This is a genomic window from Roseateles subflavus (assembly GCF_030285365.1).
GTDB classification, from domain to species: Bacteria; Pseudomonadota; Gammaproteobacteria; order Burkholderiales; family Burkholderiaceae_C; genus Roseateles_B; species Roseateles_B subflavus.
Genome location: NZ_JASVDS010000008.1, coordinates 1 through 23,930 on the forward strand (window position 1 = coordinate 1; position 23,930 = coordinate 23,930).

Below are 23,930 nucleotides of genomic sequence, written 5' to 3' on the forward strand. Positions count from 1 at the left end.
CAGGTCGGGAATCCAGTTCGCCGTGTTCATGTCGTGGGTGCGGCGGCGGTCGTCGCCGGTGTTCTTGCGCAGCTCGAGGAACTCCTCGATGTCCAGGTGCCAGGACTCCAGGTAGGCGCAGACGGCGCCCTTGCGCTTGCCACCCTGGTTCACGGCCACCGCCGTGTCGTTGACCACCTTCAGGAAAGGCACGACGCCTTGCGACTTGCCGTTGGTACCCTTGATGTGCGAGCCCAGCGCGCGCACGGGGGTCCAGTCATTGCCCAGGCCGCCGGCGAACTTGGACAGCAGCGCGTTCTCCTTGAGGGCCTCGTAGATGCCATCGAGGTCGTCGGCGACGGTCGTCAGGTAGCAGCTGGAGAGCTGCGAGCGGCGGGTGCCGGCATTGAACAGCGTCGGCGTGGAGCTCATGAAGTCGAAGCTCGACAGCACTTCATAGAACTCGATGGCGCGGGCTTCGCGGTCGATCTCGTTCAGCGCCAGGCCCATGGCCACGCGCATGAAGAAGGCCTGAGGCATCTCGATGCGCTTGCCTTCGGTGTGCAGGAAGTAGCGGTCGAACAGGGTCTGCAGGCCCAGGTAGTCGAACTGGAAGTCGCGCTCGGCCTTCAGGGCGGCGCCCAGCCTGGCCAGGTCGTACTGGCCCAGCTTCTCATCCAGCAGCTCGGCCTGGATGCCCTTCTTGATGAATTGCGGGAAGTAGTCGGCGTAGCGCGTGTGCATCTCGGCCTGGGTCACCTCCTCGCCGAGGATCTCCTTGCGGATCGTGTGCATCAGCAGGCGGGCGGTGGCCTGGCTGTAGCCCGGGTCCTTCTCGATCAGCGTGCGGGCGGCCAGGATGGAGGCCTTGTAGACCTCGTCGATGGACACGCCGTCGTACAGATTGCGCTTGGTCTCGGCCAGGATGGGCTCGTGCTTGACGTCGGCGCCGAGGTCCTCACAGGCTGAGGAGATCAAGCGCTTCAGCTCGCCCAGGTCCAGCGGTCGGTGCTCGCCGCCGTCCACCACCATCAGCTGGCTCGGAGCCTCAGAGCTTGCGGCCGAACGGGCAGCACGCTCCTGAGCGTGCTGCTCGCGGTACACGATGTAGCCGCGCGCCAGCTCGTGTTCGCCCATGCGCATGAGCTGCAGCTCCACCTGGTCTTGGATGTCCTCGATGTGGAAGTTGCCCCGGCTCTCGTCGCGCAACAGCGCCATCGTCACGAGCTCGGTAGCGCTCTGCGCCACGTCGAACATGCGCTGGCCACCGACGCCCTTGTAGACATCCAGCCAAGCCTTCTTGATCGCGGTGAGGATCTTCTCGGGGTTGAAGACGACGACGGTGCCGTCGCGCTTGATGACGCCGCGTGCAGCGGCCAGGTCAGCGTTCATGATCAGGGTTCCTTCTTGAAGATGAGCCGATCCATCGGTCATGGTTTCGGTCAGGTCATCGGCATGGGAGTTCACCTCCCCGTGGTGGATTGGCGCCCGATTCGCAAATGGCTGGGGCGATGTGCATGCTTCGCCGCCGCGCGGCCCCGTTGTTTTCTTTCGCGTACATAATATCACGCACATATAAATGGCAATGTTCTTGCAAAATGCTATATATTGCTCATAACATGCACTTGAAAGCTTTTTATTGACTCTTGCTGAAGCCGAACACACAATCCTTCCTAGAAGGCCTTGCACGATGCATGCCATGAACGACCAAAGAGACCCCAAGGCCGCGGCGAATGCGACCGCCCGCACAAGCTCGACCAACCCTGAGGTCAGCGCCAGCTTGTCCGCACTTGGCGAGCGACTCCGTCGCGCGCGCATTGCACGCGACGTGACCCTGGCTGAGATGGCGCAGCGCATGGGCGTCCAGCCGAGCACGCTCTCCCGCCTCGAACGCGGCGCGCCTGGCGCTGGCATCGAGGTCATGGCTCTGGCCCTGTGGCACATGGGCCTGCTGAGCCACCTGAACGACGTGGCCGCAGCTCACCTGGACGCCGAAGGTCAACGCCTGGCCGAACTGCGGCAGCCGTCCCGCGCTCGCGGCCGCCGGCAGCTGAAAAGTGCCGGCTGGGATGGCCTGGACAAGCTCTAACGAGGAACAGAATCGATGGCCACACGCGCTCCCTCCAAGACCCAGCAGGTCATCGTTGGCATGGCCACCGAGCATGGCGTGGTGGCCGTGGGCATCCTGCAGGTCGATCGCTCGATGACGGGCGATCGCGACACCTCATTGGGCCGCTTCAAGTACGCGCCGAGCTACCTGAAACGACCGGATGCCGTTGCCCTAGATCCGATCAAGCTTCCGCTCACCGATGGTGAGTTCCGCTTCGCCAGCATGGGCGGCCTACCCTCCGCCATCCGAGACTCCGCTCCAGACAACTGGGGGCGGCTACTGATTCGTCGCTACTTCTATGCTCGGGAGATCGAGGGCCCGCTTCACGAAGTGGACTACCTGCTGGCAGCACCCCGTGACCGGAGCGGCAATCTGCACTTTGCGACCGGCTTCAAATCGGATGGCACACCCGACTGGGACCGGCATGCCATCGAGCCGGAAGCACTGCCCGAGGCCGAAGCGCTCGCCCAGCATGTCCGGACGGTGTTGAAGGATCCAGTCGGCCAGTTCGGCAAGGCCTACCCGAAGGAGCTCGACGCACTGCTAACCGCCAGCGGCGGTGCGCGCCCGAAGGTCAACCTGGTGGCCCGCAACGGCACCTACCTCATCAAGATGGGCGCGCCTGGCCAGGACACGACGTCGAATGCACGCCTCGAAGACGCTAGCATTCGCATGGCCAAGCAGGTCGGAATCAACGTCGCCAGCGTGGGAGCCCGGCCCAATGGCGCCGAGCCCGATTTGCTGTCCGTCAGGCGCTTCGACCGCGACGGCACGCGCAAGCTGCAGATGGTCAGCGCAATGACGGTGCTGGGCGCCGACGACGACGCATACAAGCGCACCAACTGGTCATACCCGCTGCTGGCCCAGGAACTCGACCGCTGGTCCAGCGAACCAGCCAAGGACAAGGAGCAACTGTTCCGTTGTATGGTGCTGCGCGCCATGCTTTCCGATGGTGACGACCACCCGCGCAACTACGCGCTCATCAGAGACCCCAACAGCGCATCCAACCAGGGCCGCGGCGGCAGTACGCTGGGCCAGTGGCGCCTCTCTCCCATGTACGACTGCGTCGTCGGCCGCGGCGAAGGCCGCAAAGAGTCCGCCCTGGCCATGAACATCGGTCGGATGGGACGCGAGATCAGCGAGGCAAACATCCTTAGCCAGTGCAGAGCGTTCGGGCTGAGCACTGACCAGGCCGCGGCCATCATGGCCGAGATCCAGCAAGCGGTGCTCACACAGTTCCCCAGGGTGCTGCAGGAGTGCGGGGTCTCCGAGGTCGACGCACAGCTGAGCCTGCGTGCCGTGGCGCCGCTCAACGAGCGGGCCCAGGAGAGCTTCGTGCAGCGCCTGGTTGCCCGCATGGAACAGCGGCAGCAGGAAGCGACCGACGCACAGGGCGACCAGACACAGAATGCTCCGCGGGGCTGAAACTCAACAAGGATCACTCCATGACGACTCTGCTCGATCAAGACCTGGCGCCTCACCAAGCCACCGCAAGGGCGACACGCCCACAAAGCCAAGGGCGCCAATCAAGCTGGCACGATGTTCGGTCGGTCGATGTCTACAGCCGGCACAACCAGCCCGTCGCCGTCGTGGTGTGGCGTGGAGATTCGTCCGAGCCCTTCATGGCACTGAAGCGCAACGATGATGGCCGCCTCATCCACGTGAGTCCCGATGACCTCCCGACGCACGACAAGCTCGAAAGCTACGCAAGCCCGCATGTTGTGCTGACCACCCACAGTCAGGAGGTCGTGCGAAATTTCAGCCTCTATCGAGAGCATGAAGAGGTTCCCTTCCTCCACGTTGAAGGGCCTGCACATCCCGTACACCAGCACCTGTTCAACAAGCGAAGCAGCGGCATTTTCGCCAACGACTTCCGCGATCGCGACGGGCTGCCGGTTGGCGACACCTTTGGCGCCTCACTTCGGGCCTTCGTGCACGGCCGTGATGCTCGGGATTGGCCTCTTGCGCGGACTGCTCAATGGATCGCCACTTACTCGAGCGACGAGATGGCGAATCTGATGGGCCGCCCGCCGTTGGACGACGACGCATTCGATGCCTACGTCGCCAGCGAGCAGTACCAGCTGATCGAACGCGTTGCCGTGATGGAAGCCTTCCTGCTTCGAGCAGCGCGCCGCCTGCATGCCCTGGACGCCGAGCAGTCAGCCTCGATCAACGCCGACGCGGCGCTGCCCGACGTCAAGCAGAAGGCGTGGGCCTTCCTGTACGACCAGTTCGGCACCTCGACAGCAGATCTCCGCAAGTTCTTCAGCGAGACGGCCGACTTCCGCGACCAGTCTCCTCAAGAACGAGAGCGCCTGGCCGCCGTCGCTATCGCGCTGGTGGACAGCGCGCGAGATGTGACCAAGATCGAGCAGGCCGAACAGCTCAGCACCATACACACGTCGTTTGATGAAGACGAGGACATCATCGAAGATCGCCCCCAGGGCTGAGTCCTGGACAATGGCCATGAGCGACCACAACCACCCCATGAAGATCCTCGACGCCTACCGCCTCGCAGCGCAGCTGCACTCTGGTCAGCTGGACAAGGCTGGGCGGCCCTACATCGAGCACCTGTCCCGCGTCTTCCTGCGCGTCATGCACGCCGGCGGCGATCGCGACCAGCAGATCGCTGCACTCTTGCACGACACCATCGAGGATGGCAAGGCCAGCGCAGAATCACTGGCGGCCGCGGGCGTGCCTAAGGGGGCGATCGTGCTCACCCAGGTTCTGACGCGTCCTGCCGGCCAGGACTACATGGCATACCTTCGCGAGGTGCTGAAGGAGCCGAGGGCCGTCCCGGTGAAGTTGGCGGACCTCGACGACAACAGCGACCCGGACAGGCTCGCCTTACTGGATGCCGGCGACGCGGCCCGCCTGGCTAAGAAGTACCAGCGCGCCATCCAATTCCTAAATTCGGGCAGCGCCTGACCTCAAGTGGTTCGCCATGCCCATCCACCCGATCACTGTCCCGGCGCTCCGGGGAAGAGTCGACGGGCGACTCCCATACCGGCAACCACACTTCACCATGCCAGACACCCTTCACACCCTCGGCCACTTCCGCTGCACGTCCTGCGGCCACATCGCTGTGGGCATTTCACGGCAGACCGCCGAGCAGTTGGTCGAGGAGGCCAATGCATTTGCAGCGGCCACCGGCGACAAGCGTCGGCACGAAACCAGCCGGTACCTCAGCTGCCAGGGTTGCAGCGCGCCAGCGGCCGCGTTTGTTGCGGCTGATCCTGCAGAAGCTGCAGCGACCGCCGAACTGGCGTACCTGGTTGTCCCAGACGGCGCTCAAGCAGCGGATTGAGCCGGCGGAGAAAGCTTGAGCCGCGGAAAGGCATCTGGGAACTTCACTCGAGCCAAGAACGGCTCCAGAGCGCCGGCGTCGAGACGGCGATGGGCCATAAGCTGGTTCGCTAGCTCCGTCAGCACGTCGATGTTCATCTCGAAGAACTCGGCCAGCAATGCTTCCTGATCACGCTGAAGTTGGCCGAGTGCGACCTTGTTCATCATCAGCTGATCGGCACCTCGAGGTTCGCTGAAGAATACGCCCTTGACGCCATTCGCCAGGTAGACGCTGGCTGTCGCCATCCACATGCGATAGTCCGAAACGCCTCCCAGGGTCTCGCAGCCCAGCAAAGCCTTCTCCGCCGCCATGCCGGCCAGAAGCATCAGCATTCGCCACTCAGCGAAGGATCGCCGCACCAGGAGGTTCTCGCCATCGACCAGCCCCGTCACAAAGCCCAGGGAGCCGGTGTCAAGGTCCTGCCCCATCACCATCTCGAATTCGGAAGGAAGCTCCTCCAACGCCGCGTGAACCATCGCGTGCCCGGCCTCGTGGACCGCGGTGGACCGGTCGTCTAGCGCCGATGGCCTCTGGCGCTGCATCAAGCTTGCAAGTCCATCTGCACCACCGGCAAGGCGAGGGTGCAAAAGCAGGTCGCCTTGCCGAGAGGTCTGGGCGGCGTGGACCACAAAGCGCACCAGAACGAGGGCTACACCTGCAGCTGTAGCGGCAAGAGGTTCCGCTCGGGCCCACGCAATCACCGCATCTCCGAACTGGACCAGAGCCATGCAGGTCATCGCCAGAGCGGCAAATCCACGCGCGCAGGCACGGAAGAGCGCTTGGCCATCACCGATGATCGATCGCACGGAGAGCCTCAGCACGAGGACCATCACGCCGAGGTTCAACGTGTAGGTCAGGATCTTGCGCAACAGCGGCGATGCATCCGTGTTCGGCTCGATGGAGAGACCGAGCGGCACAACGGCAATGGCGACAGCAGCCCAGATCGACCAGGTGTTGTGGGAAAGCCATCTGGCGATGTGCTTGAGATACTTCATCATGATTTTTCTTCTGGCACTGCTGTAGCACACAGCAAGGCCTCGATGTCATCTGTTCGAGGTCCAGGCCTGGTTCCAGCGCTCGACCTGGCGCTTCGTCTCCCGATAGGCCTCCGAGTCCAGCTGGCCGGCCAGGACCAGCGCCTCGAGTTCACGCTGCTTGCCGGCAATGGCCTCTCGGAGCGCCTCCATCACTTGGCGCTGGGGCGGTTCGACCGGCGTTCGGCTGGCCTTTGAAATGGCATTGGCGGCAAGCAGCCGCGCGAGCACAACCTGGTTGGTCGTCAGCACGAGATCTGATCCACAGCGCGCATCTCGTCGCGCGTGACGATGACGCTCTGGATGGTGCCCGCGACTGGGATGTCCAGACAGCCGCTCCTCGACGCACGGAACACGCGGCCGGTCACGCGCATCTCATTCCACTCCTCGGGCTTCTTGCCGAGCCATTCCGCTGAATACAGGCGGAAATTCTCCGGCACAGGGGCCAGCTTCTTCAGCGCAGCGCGACCGAAGCTTGTCTCCGCAAACAGATCCGTTTCCATGAAGTGCCTCTCATGTAGCCTTGGGTTCAATTGGATTCCTTGATTCAGCGGTGCTACTGCAGGCTGCGGCTCCTATGGAAGCCCGCGACGAACTCGAGCAGGTCCTCGACGTAGGTCGGGTTGCCATCGATCGATTGCGGAGCAACTGCGATCAGGTCGATGAGAGGGACGCGCAGCGGCCGCTGGCCCTCCATCACGCGTCCCTTGGCGATTTCTTCAACGCCATCAGGCATCGGCTGGAAATCGACGTAGGGCCTGCCGTCGACCATGACAGATCTGGCCAGCGCCGGCCCGTGAAAGGCAGCCCCACGGTAGTTGGAGCTCCACTTCTCACCCCACATGAAGAACCCGGACTCGCTGCGGATCTCGAAGCCTGCAAAGGCCGCGGGGCCGTCGCCAACGCGCGAGTCGAGCAACTGAAAGCCGGGATCAGAGACGTAGACGAATTGGCAGGCACCGAGGGATAGAGAGGTCAGCATCAAGTTCAAGTTTCATGCCGAGCTGAACTGCTCGGTCGAAATCACTCTACGGGGCGCAATTTCGGAAATCAACGATGACCGACGTCAAAGGCACCAAGGTCAGGTGCCTGCAACTGACGGGTGCGAGTCGGCGTCGAAGTCTGCTTCGTCATCCTCGTACGCATGATGGGTCGTCAGATGCGCTGCAGCTTGTACCCACGCAGCCCAGGCTTCCGGCGACACACTCTCCCGGTTATGGAGCTCGACGAACTCAGCCAGCTTGGCCGCGAAAGGGTCTGCGTCGTCGAATGGCGTCAGCCTCGCTACGGTCGCCTTGGCCCGGGCCACCCAAGCCTCCCAGCTGCGCGGAACGGCATACCGCTCCAGGTTGCCGGCCCAAGTTGACGATGCGACAGCCTCACCCACCAGCGTCGCCGGCGCGATACGACCCAGTGTCTCTGCGCCGCCGACGACTCGAGCCGAGGCCTGGGCGCACTTCAGCAAGAGCTCAAGCCGGTCCCGCTCTTCCTCCAGCGGCTCCGTGGCATTGTGCTTGTCGAAGCTCTGCCGATGAGGATCCCGATGGATGGCCGCGATCTGATCGTCCAGTTCCACGCTTCGGGCTCGCATGCCAGGCCAGTCCTCCGGTGCCGGCAGCGAAAGCCATTCGCACCAAGGGCGTGACAGTCCGCGACCCTGATGGAACCGGCCGACCTGCAGCAGCTCACCCGTCACGTCGAACAGCTCCAGCCGGAACAGGGAGAATGCAGGCTCCATCTCCGGCTCGACAGTCTCTTGGTACAACTCGATGACCTGGCGCTGAGCATCCTGCAAGGTGAGCTCCGGCAGGCGGCGCCAACCACCCGTCTCGGACGCGTAATAGGCGTAGCACGGGTGCTCGTCATAGGCATTGCGCGGCACAGTGCCGGTGGCCGAGAGGCGCCCGACAAACCTGGGGCCGGCCTCGCGAAGCTGTCGGTCCGCTTCTTCCACGGCTGCCTGGTCAACAGGTAGGCCCAGGGAGCTCAAGGCGAAAGCCAGATGCCGCTCAAGCGCAGCCTGCATTCGCAGGCTTGCCAGCTGCATTCGTTGCTGCGTGGTGTCCATACGCGTCAGCGTGCCGCAGCACGGTGCTGCTGCATCAGCTGCGGCACGAGCTCGGCGCGCGTCTGCGAAGCGGCCATCGTGCCGAGCAGCAGGCCGTTCTCGCGCATCTCGCGCTGCAGGCCCAGCAGGATCACGTTCTGGACGGCCGTGAGCTGCAGCTGCTCGCGCGCGACCTCCTCGGGCGAGGCGCCGGCCATCCGGGTTTGCCAGTCCATGTTCATGTACCGGCGTGTGACCTCCAGGTTCATCAATTCGTCCTCGCTGATGCCCTTGCTTGCCCAGCTCGGCGCCTCTCGGTTCAAGTAGGCCTTGACGAAGTTGCCCTGCTGGCTTTGGATCAGCTGGTTGAGCATGGGGATCGACGAAGTGCTCGCGGTCATCATGCCGATGTTGCGACGCATCGGGTGGGTGGCCATCGACATGCGGGCGTCGTAGATGTCCTTGAGCGCCATGTATTTCTTGCCCTCGTCCGAGGCCAGCTCGCCCTTGTTCAGGTCGCGCATCTGCAGTGGCGAGCTGAGATTGCGCAGGTAGGAGTTCACGACATCGAGGTCCTTGCCATCAGGATCCAAGGTGCGGCGGATGCGCATGGCCTGGCCAGTCTTCTGGGGACCGTAGACGAGGGTCTCCGCGCGCACATCGCCATCCGCGTAGCCGCTGGTGTTCGAGGGCGAAAACCCGGCCGTCTGGCAGATGCTGGCACGCATCGCATTGCCGGAACTCGACGCAAAGGTCTCGCACGCCCCCTTGGCGGCGGAGAGTGCAGTGTTGCCCGGATCGCGCGCAGGCGCCTTGCCCGTCGACTCGTCGACGACGCGCTTCATCGAGCCGACAAGCGAGCCTCCGCCGCGGCTGCCACCGTAGCCGAGAGAGGCCGAGGACAGAATGGTGGTCCCCATCACCTCGGTCATGCCCTGCGCAGCGGCCGGCACTGAGCATGGGTCGGTGTACTGGTAGCGGCCCTCCTGCTTGGCGCGCTCGTTGCTGTGCACGACGCGGTTGACGGCATCCGCCTGCAGCTCTGCCGAGCGGCTCACCGAAGTGGCGAGCGCAGCTTCCGCGCCCTTGATGGTCATCGTGATGACCGAGTTGATTGACTGAGCTGCAGCGGTCGCTGCGCTGGTGATGGCCGTGACCAGCGTCGTGGTGGCCGCAGAAATCGCCCCCGTCACGCAGGTGTCGCACACCGCGTAGGCAGCGCTCGAAGCCATCAATAGCGTCATGACCATCGATGCGCCGACAAAGGTCTTCTTGAGCTTGAATTTCTTCATGGCACTGCCCTTACTTGCAGCTCGGGGACAGGGCGCATTGGAGGCGCTCCCAGATATCCGGCCGCGGCGCGGCGGGTTGAGGCGCGGCCCTGGGGTTTGCATTTGATCCCGAGCCAGGAATGCCGGTGATCGGCACGTTCTGGCCTGTGTTGATGACGTTGCCGCCCAGCATTCCGCCGGTGGCGTTGTTGACGGCTGAGTTGACGTCTCCGATATAGCGATTGCTGGCACCCGACACGGTGCCCTGGATCACGTTCCCAGCACTGTCGATCTGGGTCGTCACGATCTGGCAGGCCCGGGTCATCATGGCGTCCAGCAACTGCTGAAAGTCTGCCGGCGTGATGCTGGGCATGCCGGGGATCATCTTGCTGATGGCGTTCTGGATCTTCTCCAGGCAAGCCCGCGCATTCGTCGTCGCCTCCTTCGTGGAGGCCTCGCTGCCGGCGATCACACCATTGGCGGAGGACTTCCCGTTGGCGAGCGCGTTCTTGATCTGGTCGCAGGGCGACGGCGAGGGCTGGGCGAAGGCCGGGGCCACACCGGCGGCGAACACCGCCAGCATGGCGCCGGCGGCGAGCTGGCGGAAGAAGCGGCGCAGTTTGCCGAGCTGGCCCGGACTACTGACGCGGGGTTTGGCGGTCAGATCGATCATCGATGTCCTCGCTGAAACGGGCCGCCATGCTTTCGACGGCCATGAAGTTGCGCCGCGTCCAGTCGATCAGGTCAGGCAGGACACGGGTTTCGAATTGAGCATTGGCCTCGGCGCGCCGTTCCTGATGGACGTCGTCGCTGATGCCTTCCTCGGCAATCCAGTTCATGAGCTGCCGGGTGCGAGCCACATACTCGGCGCCCATCAGATCGGCCAGCCGCCGTAGAGAGCTCTGCATGTGCGTGGTGCGCAGGTCGAGACTGTCGATCCTGATATTGCCTTCGCGGGCGATCGACACCAGTTCAGGGGCCAGCATCTCGACGATCTGGGTCGCCGGCCGGTCGTAGGTGTACCGCTCGATACCAGCGCCCAGGCTGGGATGGTTCACCCAACCCAGCAGATCCCAGAGCGCCATGCGAGCGCTCAGCTCGATGCGGGCGGAGGCGATGGTGGAGTCGGTGGACTCCACATAGCGCGCAGCGCCGAGATCGTCCAGCGTTGCCCGCAGGCCCACATCCTCCTCGGCCAGATGGAATAGACTTTCCAGCACTTCGATGTGCTCGATGATCGGCTGGGGCTCCGCGCTCGGGTCGCTCTCCCATCGAGAGGCCACCATCGTCGCCGCGGCCTCTTGGGCCGCCGCCATGATCCAGCCCTTGTTCGCGTCCAGTGGGGCGATGCTGCTGACCAGGCGCTCCGCGGCCCCACGCGTCTCGTGAAGAAGCCCGGCCAGAGCCTTGCTCTTCACGCCGTCGGGTACACCGGAGCCCGGCTTGCGCACGATGGCCATGACCAGTCGAGTCAGCACCTTGGCAGCGTTCATGTCCCGGCGCGCAAAGCTTGCCATCGGCCGCGCCTCGGGCTTCACAAGGCGCCCGAATGCCGATGGCGCGGCGCCAGAAGCCCCCGCGCTCTCGTAGGAACGGGCGGGAGCGACATCCTCGATCTGCACCTCACCAGGCGGGTGGGCGAGCCTGCGGAAGATGCTGTCGACCTCCAGCTTCTCGCCCACCTCGGCCGCGCCCGCCTGGGCCTGCTGGGCGGAACCAGCATCGCGCCCGGGTGCCCTTTGCCGGGCAAGCTTGTCGAATGGCGAGCCCGTCTTGCTGGGTGCGGATTCCAGCTCGTGCACGGTATCCTCGAGCTGACGACGCGCCTCCAGCGCAGCGCCGGCGATGCAGGCCTCATCGCTGGCATCGCCCTGATGAGCGCCCTGGCGAGAGGCCGCACCGTGTTCCGGACCGCCAGCGCCGCGGCGCGATGCCCGGCTCAGTGCTGCAAAGCTGCTGCCGTCGCCAATGGCCATTCGACCCTCGCGTCTGGGTTGTCGAGCATTCCAGCCAATGAGCCATTGCGGTAATGGTCGTAGATCGGCTGACACTCGATGTGCTCGCCAGGCTTGATCTGGAACACCTTGTTGGTGGCATAGACGAACATCAGGGCGCGCATCACGCCCTGCATGTCGGACTGAATTGGCGGCACCTTGGCATAAACACCGAACATCGCTGCCTCGTCCCGCCGGTACTGGACGCCCAGAGTGGCGTCCTTCCCAAAGAGTTCCTTGGCCGCCATCTCGGCGTGCATGGCAATCACCGGAAGCAGGGCCTCCGGAGACAGCATCAGGATGGCCGCCTGGGGTTGACCATCGGCGAGCAACTTGACGCGGCGTGCGCGCAGGTAGGCCGCCAACACGCGCTCCATCGACAACGACTGAATCCTGACGCCCATCGGAACCTCCGCACTACTGGGTCAGCACATCCGCGCCCGGTCGGCGTACTCGGTCATGGACGACTCGATTTCGTCGTCGTGCTGAGAGACCAGCTGCGGATCCATCTGGCTGGCGAGGCCCGCCTTCTCCAGGGCAGCAGCGCCGAGACGAGGCAACTTGGTTTCCTTCTCGATCGGCGGCTGGCCGAGGTCACCGTACATGAACTCATCCCCCTCGATGTAGTTGACGATGTTCAGGCTCACCAGCCGCAGCCGCTTGGACAGGCCAACGGGATCCTGCTCCGCGAACTCTGCGAACTTCCTCGCCCAGCTGGTGATCCTCAAGGACTCATAGACCGGGCCGACGTCCAGCAGGCAGCCCTTGCAGTTGCCGCGGAGCCATTCAAGCTCTTCACGGGCTTCACGGCTTTCCAGCTTCGGATCCTTGGCGATCACTTCCACGCTGTCGCGCAGCAGATCCAGGGCCAGTCGCACATGTCCTTCCCGGCAGAAGTAGTCCTGCGACGGGAAGTTGGACGGAGACGGATTCACGTTATGCATGTTGCCTCCCGATCAGCTGGCCGCCCGCAACGAGCGGAGGATCGTCGAGCGCATGGTCTCGATGTCGGCGACAGACATGCCCAGCTCGGCTGCGGCGCTCTCAATCGAGAGGCCGCGGCTGTAGAGGGCGTCGAACAGTTTGCGCTGATCGGCCGGCAGCTTCTCGCTGGCGCTCAGCATCCGAGACAGGTTGGGCATGGCGTTCTCACTTGGTAGGGTGGAAGGCATAGGTATGAGAGATTGGACGCAAGTGCGGCCAGGCTAGTGCATCCGTTCGAAGCGCGCGCGGAGATCGGCGGAGTGGCCGTTGCGCAGCACATCAAGCGCCGTCTCGACCTCGTTGGCTGCTGCCGAGCAGTTCTCGGCGCTGGGCGAAATGCCCGCGGCGATCATGCCCAGCACGCGCTTGGCGAAGGAAACGTCCACCGCCTCCTCGAAATCGCGCATGAATTCGGCGACGGCCATCTGCGCTTCTCGCGCGTTGACTTGGCTCGGCATGATCCCGCTGCGCATCCACAGCAGGGCTTTGCGCGCCTGAACCAGGCCGCGGCCCTCTTCAACAGATTGGGTGGCGCTGCTCACGATGGCACCTCCAGTTGGGATGTGTCTGATTGGATTTGCATTGTACTCATTATGCAATTCTTATCTCGGGCGGGAAGCCTACTTTTTGGTGCCCGGCACCACCGCCTTGCAATTCCCGACTTGCTGCTTGGCCTGTGCGACAACCTGGTCCACGAACTGGTAGTTGTGATCAACCACCCGCCGCCAGTCGACCTTGCCTTCCTCGATGAGCCCGAAGGCGATTTCCCATTTCGCCGTCATCGCAACATCGGTCAGGGTCTCGGGCACCAGCGTGATCACGTGGCGCGCGAAGTCGGAGGAGCGGAGCTCATGCTTCTTGCCCTTCTTGACGGATTGCAGCAGCCCTCGGGCAATCAGGCTCTCGATCATGGGAACCCGGGTCCGGCTGGTGCCGAGGCCATCGACCTGCTTGAGCACTTCCCGATCCTGGGGCGTGCGCGCGAACTTGTAGGCGGACACCATGTCATCGAGCAGGGTGTCCTGCGTGTAGCGATCGGGCGGCTGGGTCACCTTGGCCTCCACACGTGCGCCTGCCGCTCGAATGACTTGGCCAACCGTGTACCCGGACAACGGGCTGCTGCGAACCTGGGACACTTCGTCTCTCCTCTTCAGCGCATGCGCTCGCCGCCAGCGCGATCGGCCTCGCCGTCGTGTTCTGCTTCCTCCGCGGCATCCGCATCGCGGCTGCTCAGCTCCTGATCCCCCTCGACCTCCTTCCAGCCCAAGCGGGTCACTTCTCGGCGGGAGGCACGGAACTCGTCCTGGCCAAACAGGGCCGCCAGCGAGTGACGCAGGAACTCGTGCGCCGGATAGAACTGCGCCATGAAGCGCTTCGAGACGGTGTCGAAGACCGCCTTCTCTTCGGCCGTGGCAGACGTCGGCAGCTTGCCCGTGGGGATGATGGCGTAGTGCTCGTCGACCTTGGCGTCATTCCAGGCCTTGCTCTTGAGCATCGGATTGGCGCCGGCCGCCGCCTGCGGGTACAGGCGCGCCAGTGCGGCCAGGGTCTGGTTGGCATCGGAATGCAAGGACTGCGGCAGGAACTGGCAGTCCGTGCCAACGTAGCTGATGGCTTTGTGCCGCTCGTAAAGCGATTGCGCGGCCCGCTCGGCTTCCTTGGGCGTCATGCCCGTCCGCTTCGCGACGGTAGAGGCCAGCGTGGCGGCCGAGAATGGCAGCGGCGGCTCGACCCTTCCCGTCTTGCTGTCGCAAACAGAAATCGTGCCCTGCAGACCGCGCGAAATCTTGTCCACCATCTCGCGTGCGATGCGCTCATCGATGATCCGGCCCTGCGCGTCGAAGCCCGGCATGCCCTCGGCGCCCGCGCGCTTGAACCAGCGCATTTCCGTCCCGTCGGGCAGCGTCACCACGGGCACGAAGTAGTTCGACGGCTTGAACCTGTCGATCTCCTCGTCGCGCTTGACCACCAGGTAAAGGACCGGCGTCTGGACCCGGCCCAGGGACATCCGGTTGTAACCGGTCACAGCCTGATAGGCCATCGACGCGTTGTAGCCGGTCGCTGCATCACAGTGCTGTCGCGCCAGCGCTGCCAGCCGGCGACGAACCCACTTCGGATCGCCGTTTCGCTCGAGCGCGCCGACGATCTTCACGATGTCGTCCTCCTTGTTGGACACGAGTGGCAGACGCCAGACCGGTTTGGTGCTGCCGAGAGGATCAATGCCGACATGCTCGAGCATTTCATCCACGATCAGCTGACCTTCACGGTCGATGTCGCCGGCGTTGACAATTTCCTTGGCAGACTTGAAGAGCTTGATCAGGGTCTTGTACTGGGCTGGCGGCACCGGTTTGCCGTCCCGCATCTTCGGCTTGCCATCCTTGACGTCGGGCTTGGGCGCATATTCGAAATCGTTGACGCGCACAGGCAGGATCTTGGCGAAGAACTCCTCCTTCTTGGCCGCCTTCTGCGCCTCGTTGAGGAAGATCGGCTCGATCATGTGACCGAAGAAGGGGGCGACGACGTCGCCGTTGGACAGCTCGTAGTAGCCGTCCGCGCGGGCAGTCCCTTGATTGGTGACCTTCGCGCCGAAGGCCTTCGTCAAACCCGCGACTAGCGCGCTGGCCATATTGGGCTTCTCGACAACCCAGAGCTTCTTAGGTGCAACCATCTGCGGAAGGTCCAGCGCCAGCGGCGGCAGACTATTTGTTTTGCATTACTACTATTTTGCAATGGTAATTCATGGGCTGGGCTGCCGCAACCAATCCAGCTTTTGCATCCGCTAAGATGCACCCATGCTGGCCCGGCACTCCGGATGGATAAGAGGGCGCGCTTGTATCAACCCTTGAGCTGCGCAACGCCGCAGCGAGACTGGAGATCACCCCATGAGCATGTCGCTCCTGCGTGCGCTCGCCAATTCGGCGCGCAGCCACCTTGCTGCCCTCAAGTCCCAGGCCAGGAAGCTGCATGCCGCAGCGCCCGACGTCTTCGGGCATTCGGTTCCCTTGGACGTCTGCCAGCAGGCGATCGCGCGGGCCAATGGCTTTCGCGCCTGGACAGAAGTCACACGGCTGGCCGAGCAAGTCGGCCAGGACCGAAGCCAGCCCGCCTGGACGATTCACCATCGCGAGCCCCTGCATGAGCAATGCCTTCAGGCGCTCTATACCGCCGACGTCGAGTTGGATGAGAGCCGCGCGGTCGTGATGCTCGGGAGCCCTGAGCACGCAGCAGTTCCCGCCGTGTGCCTGTGGGCCGAGCAGATCTCCGCGCAACGCATGCCCGGGGTGATCGTCATCGACACACAGGCAGCCACCTACCAGAAATCGCCTGTGGGACAGGCAGCCAAGGCCTTGGGCCTCGCGGAGATCTTCCAGTCTTTCCGAGTGGTCGACACACGCGCTCCGTCCCTGCATCTGGTCCTGGAAGGGCGAGCAAGAGCATGGGTGTCCGCCATCCGATGCGGCCTGTCGGCGTCAACCGCAGCGCAGCTGGACGACCGGAACATCCTGACCATTCTGGAGAGCCTGCTGGACAAGCTTGGCCGGCGGTCGATCAACAATGGCCATGAGTCCGGCTTCGACAGCTACAACTTCGGCTACGTGGCGCACCTCCTGACCAACCATGCGGCCGTCCTGCAGATGGAGTGGGACTATGTGGACCGCACCGAGGTCATCGACCGCTTTCTGCACGAAACGCACTCGCCTGCAGTGGCCGAAGCCATGACTGAGCTGCAGGGGCTGCTGAAGGCCCTCGAGCACCGGCTCCCGGGCACCGGCACCCTGCTGGCCAGCGAGACGCGGCATCGGCCGACCGTCATCCTGTTCGACGCGCATGATCCGGTATCTGCAACCCTGGCAGCCCTGATCCGCGACATGCACTACGCACCCTATGTGAGCACACGCACGTTCCGGCCCTGCTTGTACCTGAGCACCCAGGCGCCTGATCGACTGCCCAGGCTGCTTGAGTTCGGTGCCAACACCATCGTTGTCGCAGGCAATCAGGACCCTCGCAGCTCCCTCTGGGACCACAGCGCGACAAGGCATCCGCTGATGGTCACCGTCGACGACGCCGAGCTCACGGTGTCTGGCAAGTCAACGACCTATCGCATCGACACTGACCACCCCCGCTAAGCCGGAGTACGGGCGGCGTTCAGGTATCAGAATGTGGTGATTCAGATGTCAGAGCGCCTGGCGACCAACCGGCCTTGACGATGGCCGGAGGCGCCTCACGCAGCCAATCGAGGCCCCTCTTGGCCGCCAGCCGCGCCATCTCCTCCCTCGGCCGCTGCATCAGTGCCATGGACTTCAGCAAGGACGTCATCGAGCGGAGGCTGCTCCGCTGCCTCGCCGGCCTGGCCAGGCTCGTAGATCGAGCCGTCTTCCCTGAACAGCAAGGGCTGCTCCTGCTCCCCGTCCTCTGCCAGTTCTTCCAGCTCCTCGAAATGCGTGCTGCTATCGAGCCGCTGCAGTTGCTCCTCAAGCTTGAGCAGACGGGCAGGGTCGTCCCCGATCTCCTCCCGGATGCGGCTCACCAGGTCATCGCGAACGATCTGCCTGGCTCGCTCACCGAGCTGGATGTGCGGGGACACAAACAACTGCAGGCCGACGCCTTCGATCAGCACATTGATTGCCCGCCGCATGGTGCCAGGCGTCGTGGCCTTCAGCAGGATCGGCGCCAGGCCTCGCTTGGCACCTGGCTGGGTGATCGCGACATGGTTGGGATCCTCAGGCGGCTTCGGCTTCAGCCTGCGGCCGCGCAATCCACGGTGCACCGGGCCTGCGGCAATGGGGACGGCAGGCGCCGCGGCTTGCGCCACGCCGCCATCAGCCCCCTGCTCTTCACCGTCGGCCACAACCACGGTAGGCCCGGCCTGTGGCGCTTGGCCTGAAGCAGCCAGGGACTCCAACTCTCGCTCGCGGATGCGCTTCTGCGCAGCTCGGATCAGGAATGCCATCCGCTTGCCCGACTCCTTGCCAGGCAGCAAGACCAAGCCCTGACCTGGCGTCACCACGATGGTGTCGAAGTTCGTCCCAGCGTTGCTCGCATAGCTCCAGGCGCCGTGGAAACTCATGTGCATGAGGTAGCCGCTGCCGACGTTCTTGTTGACCTCGCAAGCGCCCGGGAATTCCTGCCCATCGAGAACCTGGATCTGGTCTGGCTTCATACCCGCCAGCTCAAGGATCAGCTCCTCGATGGCCCTGCGCGTCCACACACGTACCGGCATGTGCCGAAGCGAGGCCGCGCTGAACTGCCGGTTCAGCAAGATGCCCCGCTGACGAAGACCTCGATCGTCGGTGTAGATGACGCCGTGGCCGATCTTCGACTGCGCGGCGAACTCAGAGGCCATGTACATGTTGCCGGTCAGCATGGCGGCATGTCGCACCTTCTTGCCGCGGATCGACTGATCAAAAGCACGGCGCAGGATGTCGTCGGAGCCGCTACGTTCAGCCATCAGCATGTCGTGGCCGACGACCGTCTTGGAGATCGCACGCTGGCCTGTGGAATCTTCCACCAGAATCACGCCTTCCATCAGCGAGGACAGAGAGTGCGCTACAGGGTGCTCATCGCCCGGCTGCGCAACCAGCACCTTCCACATCGCGAGCTGAGATTCCTTCTTCTCGGGCGGCGGAATCAGGTCGACGATGACGCCGGGGATCTGGATGCCCTGCATGCGCTCATCGTTGACCGGCAACCCAATGCGGGCACCAGGGACCAGCTTGCGGAGGTTCTGCTCGATCCAGAGCTTTCGGGTCATTCCACGGCGAACGGGATTGGGCTTGTCGCTGGCCATCGCCTCGGCCGTGCTGGTGAACGACGTGGCCACCAACGCCGTACGCGCCAGCGCATCGAGCTGCAGCGTCGTCTTTGCCGCCAGGTCACCGACGTCGATGATGGGCGTGCGGAGCTCATCCAGAACCGTGCCGATTTGCCGTGCCCGGCCGGTATCGACGAGATTCTTGCGCGCTGCAGCGATGCGCTGAGCGAGCTCGCTCCAGGTCAACGGAGCCAGCGTCTCCTCGTACTCAAGCTGACGCGCGAACACCGGACCGTCAAAGGCGGAACCGAGGCCACCGTGGTCGAGACCCATCACCACCCGTCGGCTCAAGGACTTGGCACGAATGTCCATCTCCTTCGGCTTCAAGGGATTCTCACCCAGCAGCTCGGCCTTCATGACGGCCTCGTCGAACATGCCCGTCACCAGCTCATAGAGGTGCTCCTGCTCAGAGACCCGAAGCAGCGACACACGCTGGCTGAAGGCATTCGCGGCGTCGAGCGAGCCATCCTCAATGCGGGCCATGGGCAGGCCCATCCGCGTCGCGAACTGCGGGTTGTCGATGAAGAACTGCTTGCACACCTCTCGCCCCAGCGGGTTCAGCAGATCCACCACATCCTTGATGACCGTGTGCGTCTCGCGCGAGGAACGCACGTTGGCGGACATCTCGGCGAGCTTCTTGTTCTGCATCATGAGCTGTCGCAACTCGCCAGGGATGCAGGTAGAGCCGACGACGATCTTCGGGAACGAGACCTGGTCGAACCGGTTCACACGCCCGAACAGCTGCACGCGCTCGTTGGGATTCTCCGGCGTCTGGATCTCGATCAGCGAGCGACGACGCTTGTCGATGAAGCGCGGACTCGCATGCAACGACAGACCGGTGGCGCCGGACCGATTCAGCAGTACGACGTCTAGTTCTCCGCTGTTGAAGGCGCGCACCGTCGAGTTGACGAAGCCTTTGGACTTCGGGCGCACGCTCACGCGGTAGAGCATCTCGCCCGGAGCGGGCGGGGCGCCCCCTTCTGTAGGCACCGTCGATTCAGCGGTCGTCAGCATGAAGGTGCGACCGGAGATCTCGCCGGTTCGCACGCCAGCGGCGCGCAGTTGGTTGTGGATGTAGTCGGCCACGCTCAACGGCAGCTCGGGCAGATCCTCGATGAGCTTGCGCAGCTCTGTCATCCCGGTGTCGAAGGCCTCGCGGTCCTGAGCCGGGATATCCGGCATCGACGAGAACTTCACCCGCCTCACGCGCTTGCGGCGGCGGCTCTTCGCTGCTGCTGCAGGAGCCTCGTCAGCGGCTTCGTCCCCATCCCCGCCCGCGGAACCGACCTCGCGGCCATTCCCGTGAGCGCCCGTGCCGGCGCCGCCGGCAGCCCGGCGGGCCAGAGCTACCGCCGCATCGACATCCACGCCGTCTGCGGCTTCGGTCATTGCCAGGCCGTCCTGAATACCCTCCGCCTCGTCTTCGTCATCGCCAGTGTGCTGGCGTGCGAGGTTGATGCCCACGGACTCGGCCGCATCGACTTCCTCGAGCGTCACTTCGGTGACTTTGACCGTCTCGACGTCCTCCAGGACCTTGCGCATCAGATCGCGCAGATTCGGCATCCGGATGAAGTCGGGCCGCGTCAGCTTGCCATCGGGGCCGTAGACCTGATGATCTTCCAACACGCGGCGCAAGTACGACTCGCCCGTATCGTCGAAGACGATGACCGGCTTGATGTCCTGCTCAAGGTCGGCGAGGGCCAGGCGCACGGCGTTGTCGGCGTTCAGGGCCACATTCATGCGCCGCTGCACTTGGTAGAGCATGCTCCCCGCGGCAAAGGACGAACTGAAGATATTGGCGCGCTGGTGCTGGCTGCGCACGCCGCGAGCCGCCTTCAGCGCGTCGATGCTGGTCTGGGATAACCGGATCATCAGCTTGGAGAGGTCGCCAGCGGCATAGCTGATGGCGCCCATGATGGTGGCCACCTTGTCGGCCACCTCGCGATTGCGTGCCATGTTGCCGACGTCGGCCTCCAGCACAAACTCGAGGCGGCTCAGGTCGTGCTCACGCCGCACGAGGGCGCCGTCGCGTGCCAACATGCTGGAGAAGACCTCGGCGAAGCCGTCACCACCACGCTTCATGGTCTCGGTGAGCGAGCCCACATTCACAGTCTCAGGGAATGCGCGCGCATAGATGTGCAGGTTCTTGGCGGACTTCGCCCAGGTCGCCGAGGAGTAGACGACATTCCAGGCCAGGGAGGTCATCTCAGCCACCTGGCGCGCGATCGTGCTATCCGAGCCGGCGGCGATGTGGGCCTCGTCCACGATCAGCAGTGCGTCGGCCAGCTGGTTCTTGATCCATTGGGACTTCTCGCTGGCCTCGCCGGAAATCTGCGAGTAGGTCGAGAAGACGATGTTGGCATCCAACTCGGCGAGCGGTGTGTTGTTCTCGAGGATCTCACGCATGCGCTCCTGCTTGGTGCCCTCGGCCAGGACACCGGCATCGCCGATCGAATCCACGATGCGGCCGTCGGCGTTGGTGATCAGCGGGCGGAAGCGGCCCCACTCCCCGATGTCGCGCAGGTCGCGCGCCAGGTCGGAAAACAGGTTGGCCCGGTCGGTGATGAACACGACGGGCCGGCCTTGCTTGGACGCCCAGGTCGCCAGGCTGCCCAGCGTGCGCCCCTTGCCAATGCCCGTTTCGTCGGCCAGGATTCCGGCGCGTCCGCGCTTCATGCGCGAGATCAGCAGGGCCAGGGCGTCAACCTGCTCCGCGCTCAATCGAGAGCCCAGCGTGTTCTCGCCGAAACCCATCTCGCGCTCGACGAAAGTGTCGACCGGGCCGTGCACGGCCTCCACGTCGGCCAGCGCAGCCTGCAATGGGGCCTGCAGGTTCTTGGGCACCATCGTGCGCGACTCGCTGACGCGCGAGAAGGCGATATAGGGCGACTGGAACAGGTTGATCTTGGCCGCGCGCTCGATGTCGACGCTCTGCGCTTCGGCCTCCTTCACCTTGGCCTGAACCAGGGCCTCGTCAACGGCTGCTTTGATCTCGTCCCAGCTGTGCAGCACAGGCAATTGCGCAGCCTCAAAGCGCTCAGCGGGGGGGCGATTGCGCACGGCATAGACCCGCAACGTGTTCTGCGATCCCACGCGCTGGGTGAGCGCCGAGTTGGTCTCAAAGGCCGCCTCGATCGTGTACGTCGACGCCAGCGTCTCGACAAATCGCCGCGACTCCCGGCTCAGTTCACCCGGGAACTGCGGGTCGTCGCCCGCCAGCACGAGAACGGCCCGGCCGTTCTCGGCCAGCGCACGCAGCGTGTTGAGGGCATCCCGGTAGTCCACGCGAAGGCCATCGGAGCCTCGCACAGGATCCGCATTGAAGAAGAGGGCCTGCGTGCCCATCTCGCGCGCCGGCGAGAAGGCATCGAGCCACTCCACCTTGGCCGGCCGAAACCCGACCGCCTTGGAGGACAGGTCCTTGTCGCCGCGATAGGCGCGCACGGTCGTGTCGGGCGCCAGGAACGCGAAGGCCGCGCCGTCATAGGCATTGGGCACGGTGACAGTCTGGCCTGACGTGTCGCCCAGCAGCCGCTGGGCAATGATGGACAGCGGCTGCGGCATCACACCAGCGCCGCGGCGGCTGCCGGCGTAGGGCGGCAGGTATTCGTAGAGGCGCACAGACTCGCCGTAGGCGTCCTGCGCCGTCTCGTAGTCTCGCGCCAGCTGCCGAACTACAGCCGCCTCGACCGCGGCGTGCGCCTTGTCGAGAGCCGCCTGGCCGGGCCTGGCGGCTCCTTCCAAAGGCATTGAATTCACGGCGCGCACGAAACGGTCGAAGTCCTCGCTATGCTGGACCTCACCGATCACCATCGAGGCGACGAACCCATCGGCGCAGCGGTCAAGCGACTCATCGCCGTCGGCACGCAGCACCATCTCGGGCCGCAGGCTCGGACTCTCGTAGGTGGCGCCGTGTCGATCGCGCCAGATAAAGCGGCCCAACGAGCCCTCGTAGACGACGTCGCCATCCAGGTTGCGCCCCAGGCGGATGGCACCGGCCGTCTCGTTCGACAGCTGGCGCTCCTCCTCAGAGGCCTGCGTACGCTGCTTCTTGGCCTTGGAGAGGTCCAGATAGAAATCCTCTGGGCGCATTTCGACCAGCGCGGCATTCGGCCAGACCGGATGAAACTGCCGCGCGTTCGTGCGCTCTCCTGGCTGCGCGCGGCGGATGAGGAACTTGCCGTTACCGCCGGAGACGAAGCCCAGCTTGTCGACGGCAGCCTGCCACCGAGGCGACTGATTGCTCATCCCGACGATGAACAAATAGGTGCCGCCGTCGATGGAGGCCACCTTGAGCTTGCCGCCCGTGGTTCTGTCGTTGAGGTCGATCCACTTACTCATGTGCGATCCTGGTCTTGATGGGTTGCGAGGTAGCTCTTTCCTTCATGCCCAAGCCGCTGCGAGGCAAAAGAGGCAGGAAGGAAAAAGGGGGCTACAAGCCCCCTCTGGTGTGTCGTCGATCAAGAAGCCGCAGCTCGGTCTCGAGTCGCGCTGCGGCGATCCAGCGAGGCTTCCCTGGCTGGGATCAGGCCGCCATGCGCTGCGCAGCGCCGGCGGCGGCGTCCACGTCGACTTGTTCGTGGTCGTCGCTCGGGCCGGCCTCGGGGTGCAGCTTGTCGATCAGGCCGCCGATCAGCTCAGCGACCTTTTCATTGACGGGCGTCATGTCGTTCATTTCCTTGCCGCTGACGACGACCTTGTTGGCCTTGGGCAGCTCGGTCGCGCCGTTGCCGAAGTCGGGAGTCAGGCGCTTGCCGTCTTGCCAGGCGGTGACCCAGGTCGTGTCCTTCTCGACCACGCGATCCCCCACGGTCTCGCCGGCCTTCATCTGGCCCACGTTGAGCGTGATCGGCTTGGACAGGTCCGCGGCATTCAGCAGGCCGACGATCTTGCCGGCGAAGAAGCTGCCCAGGCCCACAGACGCGAAGATCTTCGTGTCGCTGCCGTCCTCGATCTTCATGCGCAGGCTGTGGATCTCTTCGCCCTTGTAGGTGTTGCTGCGGACGTCCACACCGGTGACGGTGCCATCCAGCGAGTCGTAGGTCTCGACACCGCCGCCTTCCAGCTTGCGAACGATCTCGCCCGTGTTGCCCTTGATGTCCACGAAGATGTTGTTGCCACCGTTGTTGGAACGCTTTGCGAGTGCCATGAGAATTCCTTTTGAGGTTGAAGGGTTGGTAAACACCGAGCACTGGAGCCGATAGATCGCTGGGCCGAGTGCTCGGTGTCCTGCCCCTCGCGACCATTCAATTCACTTTGCGTACTACTACGTTTGCAAAGTGGTTAAATAGACTCTAGTGCTTCTGAATGGGACGCGCAACGAACATCGTGTAAAACGCAAACAGGGCGGTAG

The 23,930-nt window shown here is 64.1% G+C and carries 23 protein-coding genes; 6 read left to right on the top strand and 17 right to left on the bottom strand.

Annotation, left to right across the window (positions count from 1 at the left end; all coding sequences use genetic code 11):
- Positions 1-1,371: ribonucleotide reductase barrel domain-containing protein (locus QRD43_RS20380; protein WP_434063914.1), on the bottom strand; the 1,371-nt coding region annotated here is incomplete at its 3' end.
- A gap of 307 nt (positions 1,372-1,678) precedes the next feature.
- Here QRD43_RS20380 and QRD43_RS20385 point away from each other — a divergent pair.
- The 5 genes from QRD43_RS20385 to QRD43_RS20405 all read left to right on the top strand — a co-directional run bounded on the left by QRD43_RS20385 (position 1,679) and on the right by QRD43_RS20405 (position 5,396).
- Entirely contained in the window at positions 1,679-2,068 is a 390-nt protein-coding gene (locus tag QRD43_RS20385) for a helix-turn-helix domain-containing protein (protein WP_285984347.1), read from the top strand.
- 15 nt (positions 2,069-2,083) lie between these two features.
- On the top strand, positions 2,084-3,514 hold the full coding sequence (locus QRD43_RS20390; protein ID WP_285984348.1) for a type II toxin-antitoxin system HipA family toxin: 1,431 nt from the start codon (positions 2,084-2,086) through the stop codon (positions 3,512-3,514).
- Between the two features lie 20 nt (positions 3,515-3,534).
- Positions 3,535-4,539, top strand: coding sequence for a hypothetical protein (locus tag QRD43_RS20395; RefSeq protein ID WP_285984349.1), 1,005 nt, complete (start codon positions 3,535-3,537; stop codon positions 4,537-4,539).
- 16 nt (positions 4,540-4,555) lie between these two features.
- Complete coding sequence (locus QRD43_RS20400) at positions 4,556-5,017, top strand: HD domain-containing protein (protein WP_285984350.1); 462 nt, start codon at positions 4,556-4,558, stop codon at positions 5,015-5,017.
- Between the two features lie 97 nt (positions 5,018-5,114).
- On the top strand, positions 5,115-5,396 hold the full coding sequence (locus QRD43_RS20405) for a hypothetical protein (RefSeq protein WP_285984351.1): 282 nt from the start codon (positions 5,115-5,117) through the stop codon (positions 5,394-5,396).
- On the opposite strand, the gene QRD43_RS20410 is transcribed toward QRD43_RS20405, so the two are convergent.
- From QRD43_RS20410 to QRD43_RS20475, 14 genes are all read right to left on the bottom strand, one after another.
- Positions 5,381-6,433, bottom strand: coding sequence for a M41 family metallopeptidase (locus tag QRD43_RS20410; RefSeq protein WP_285984352.1), 1,053 nt, complete (start codon positions 6,431-6,433; stop codon positions 5,381-5,383). The genes QRD43_RS20405 and QRD43_RS20410 overlap by 16 nt on opposite strands.
- 45 nt (positions 6,434-6,478) lie before the next feature.
- Positions 6,479-6,721 (bottom strand): hypothetical protein, encoded by a 243-nt coding sequence (locus QRD43_RS20415; protein WP_285984353.1) that lies wholly within the window; start codon positions 6,719-6,721, stop codon positions 6,479-6,481.
- A complete protein-coding gene (locus QRD43_RS20420) occupies positions 6,715-6,972 on the bottom strand; it encodes a hypothetical protein (protein ID WP_285984354.1) in 258 nt (85 codons plus the stop codon). The genes QRD43_RS20415 and QRD43_RS20420 overlap by 7 nt, the downstream gene beginning before the upstream one ends.
- Before the next feature lie 53 nt (positions 6,973-7,025).
- A complete protein-coding gene (locus QRD43_RS20425; RefSeq protein WP_285984355.1) occupies positions 7,026-7,454 on the bottom strand; it encodes a hypothetical protein in 429 nt (142 codons plus the stop codon).
- Positions 7,455-7,550: 96 nt separating this feature from the next.
- Complete coding sequence (locus tag QRD43_RS20430; RefSeq protein WP_285984356.1) at positions 7,551-8,537, bottom strand: hypothetical protein; 987 nt, start codon at positions 8,535-8,537, stop codon at positions 7,551-7,553.
- Between the two features lie 5 nt (positions 8,538-8,542).
- A complete protein-coding gene (traW, locus tag QRD43_RS20435) occupies positions 8,543-9,910 on the bottom strand; it encodes a conjugal transfer protein TraW (protein WP_285984357.1) in 1,368 nt (455 codons plus the stop codon).
- Positions 9,819-10,460: a hypothetical protein gene (locus QRD43_RS20440; RefSeq protein ID WP_285984358.1), complete on the bottom strand. Its 642-nt coding sequence runs from the start codon at positions 10,458-10,460 to the stop codon at positions 9,819-9,821. The genes traW and QRD43_RS20440 overlap by 92 nt, the downstream gene beginning before the upstream one ends.
- Complete coding sequence (locus QRD43_RS20445) at positions 10,426-11,763, bottom strand: hypothetical protein (RefSeq protein ID WP_285984359.1); 1,338 nt, start codon at positions 11,761-11,763, stop codon at positions 10,426-10,428. Before QRD43_RS20445 ends, QRD43_RS20440 begins: the two co-directional genes overlap by 35 nt.
- Positions 11,727-12,185: a hypothetical protein gene (locus tag QRD43_RS20450; protein ID WP_285984360.1), complete on the bottom strand. Its 459-nt coding sequence runs from the start codon at positions 12,183-12,185 to the stop codon at positions 11,727-11,729. The genes QRD43_RS20445 and QRD43_RS20450 overlap by 37 nt, the downstream gene beginning before the upstream one ends.
- Positions 12,186-12,206: 21 nt before the next feature.
- Positions 12,207-12,725 carry a hypothetical protein gene (locus tag QRD43_RS20455; RefSeq protein WP_285984361.1) on the bottom strand — a complete coding sequence of 173 codons (519 nt, stop codon included), beginning with the start codon at positions 12,723-12,725 and terminating at the stop codon, positions 12,207-12,209.
- A gap of 12 nt (positions 12,726-12,737) precedes the next feature.
- Positions 12,738-12,923, bottom strand: a complete 186-nt coding sequence (locus QRD43_RS20460) for a sigma factor-like helix-turn-helix DNA-binding protein (RefSeq protein WP_285984362.1) — start codon at positions 12,921-12,923, stop codon at positions 12,738-12,740.
- Between the two features lie 63 nt (positions 12,924-12,986).
- On the bottom strand, positions 12,987-13,307 hold the full coding sequence (locus QRD43_RS20465) for a hypothetical protein (RefSeq protein ID WP_285984363.1): 321 nt from the start codon (positions 13,305-13,307) through the stop codon (positions 12,987-12,989).
- Between the two features lie 78 nt (positions 13,308-13,385).
- A complete protein-coding gene (locus tag QRD43_RS20470; protein WP_285984364.1) occupies positions 13,386-13,901 on the bottom strand; it encodes a DNA topoisomerase in 516 nt (171 codons plus the stop codon).
- Between the two features lie 14 nt (positions 13,902-13,915).
- Positions 13,916-15,433 carry a DNA topoisomerase gene (locus QRD43_RS20475; protein WP_285984365.1) on the bottom strand — a complete coding sequence of 506 codons (1,518 nt, stop codon included), beginning with the start codon at positions 15,431-15,433 and terminating at the stop codon, positions 13,916-13,918.
- A gap of 214 nt (positions 15,434-15,647) precedes the next feature.
- Here QRD43_RS20475 and QRD43_RS20480 point away from each other — a divergent pair, with 214 nt between their 5' ends.
- Positions 15,648-16,892 carry a hypothetical protein gene (locus QRD43_RS20480; protein WP_285984366.1) on the top strand — a complete coding sequence of 415 codons (1,245 nt, stop codon included), beginning with the start codon at positions 15,648-15,650 and terminating at the stop codon, positions 16,890-16,892.
- Between the two features lie 95 nt (positions 16,893-16,987).
- On the opposite strand, the gene QRD43_RS20485 is transcribed toward QRD43_RS20480, so the two are convergent.
- Both QRD43_RS20485 and QRD43_RS20490 read right to left on the bottom strand, forming a co-directional pair.
- Positions 16,988-22,918, bottom strand: a complete 5,931-nt coding sequence (locus QRD43_RS20485) for a strawberry notch C-terminal domain-containing protein (protein WP_285984367.1) — start codon at positions 22,916-22,918, stop codon at positions 16,988-16,990.
- 184 nt (positions 22,919-23,102) lie between these two features.
- The gene (locus tag QRD43_RS20490; protein WP_285984368.1) at positions 23,103-23,726 is read right to left on the bottom strand and encodes a hypothetical protein; all 624 of its coding nucleotides are present in this window, start codon (positions 23,724-23,726) and stop codon (positions 23,103-23,105) included.
- Between the last annotated feature and the right edge of the window lie 204 nt (positions 23,727-23,930).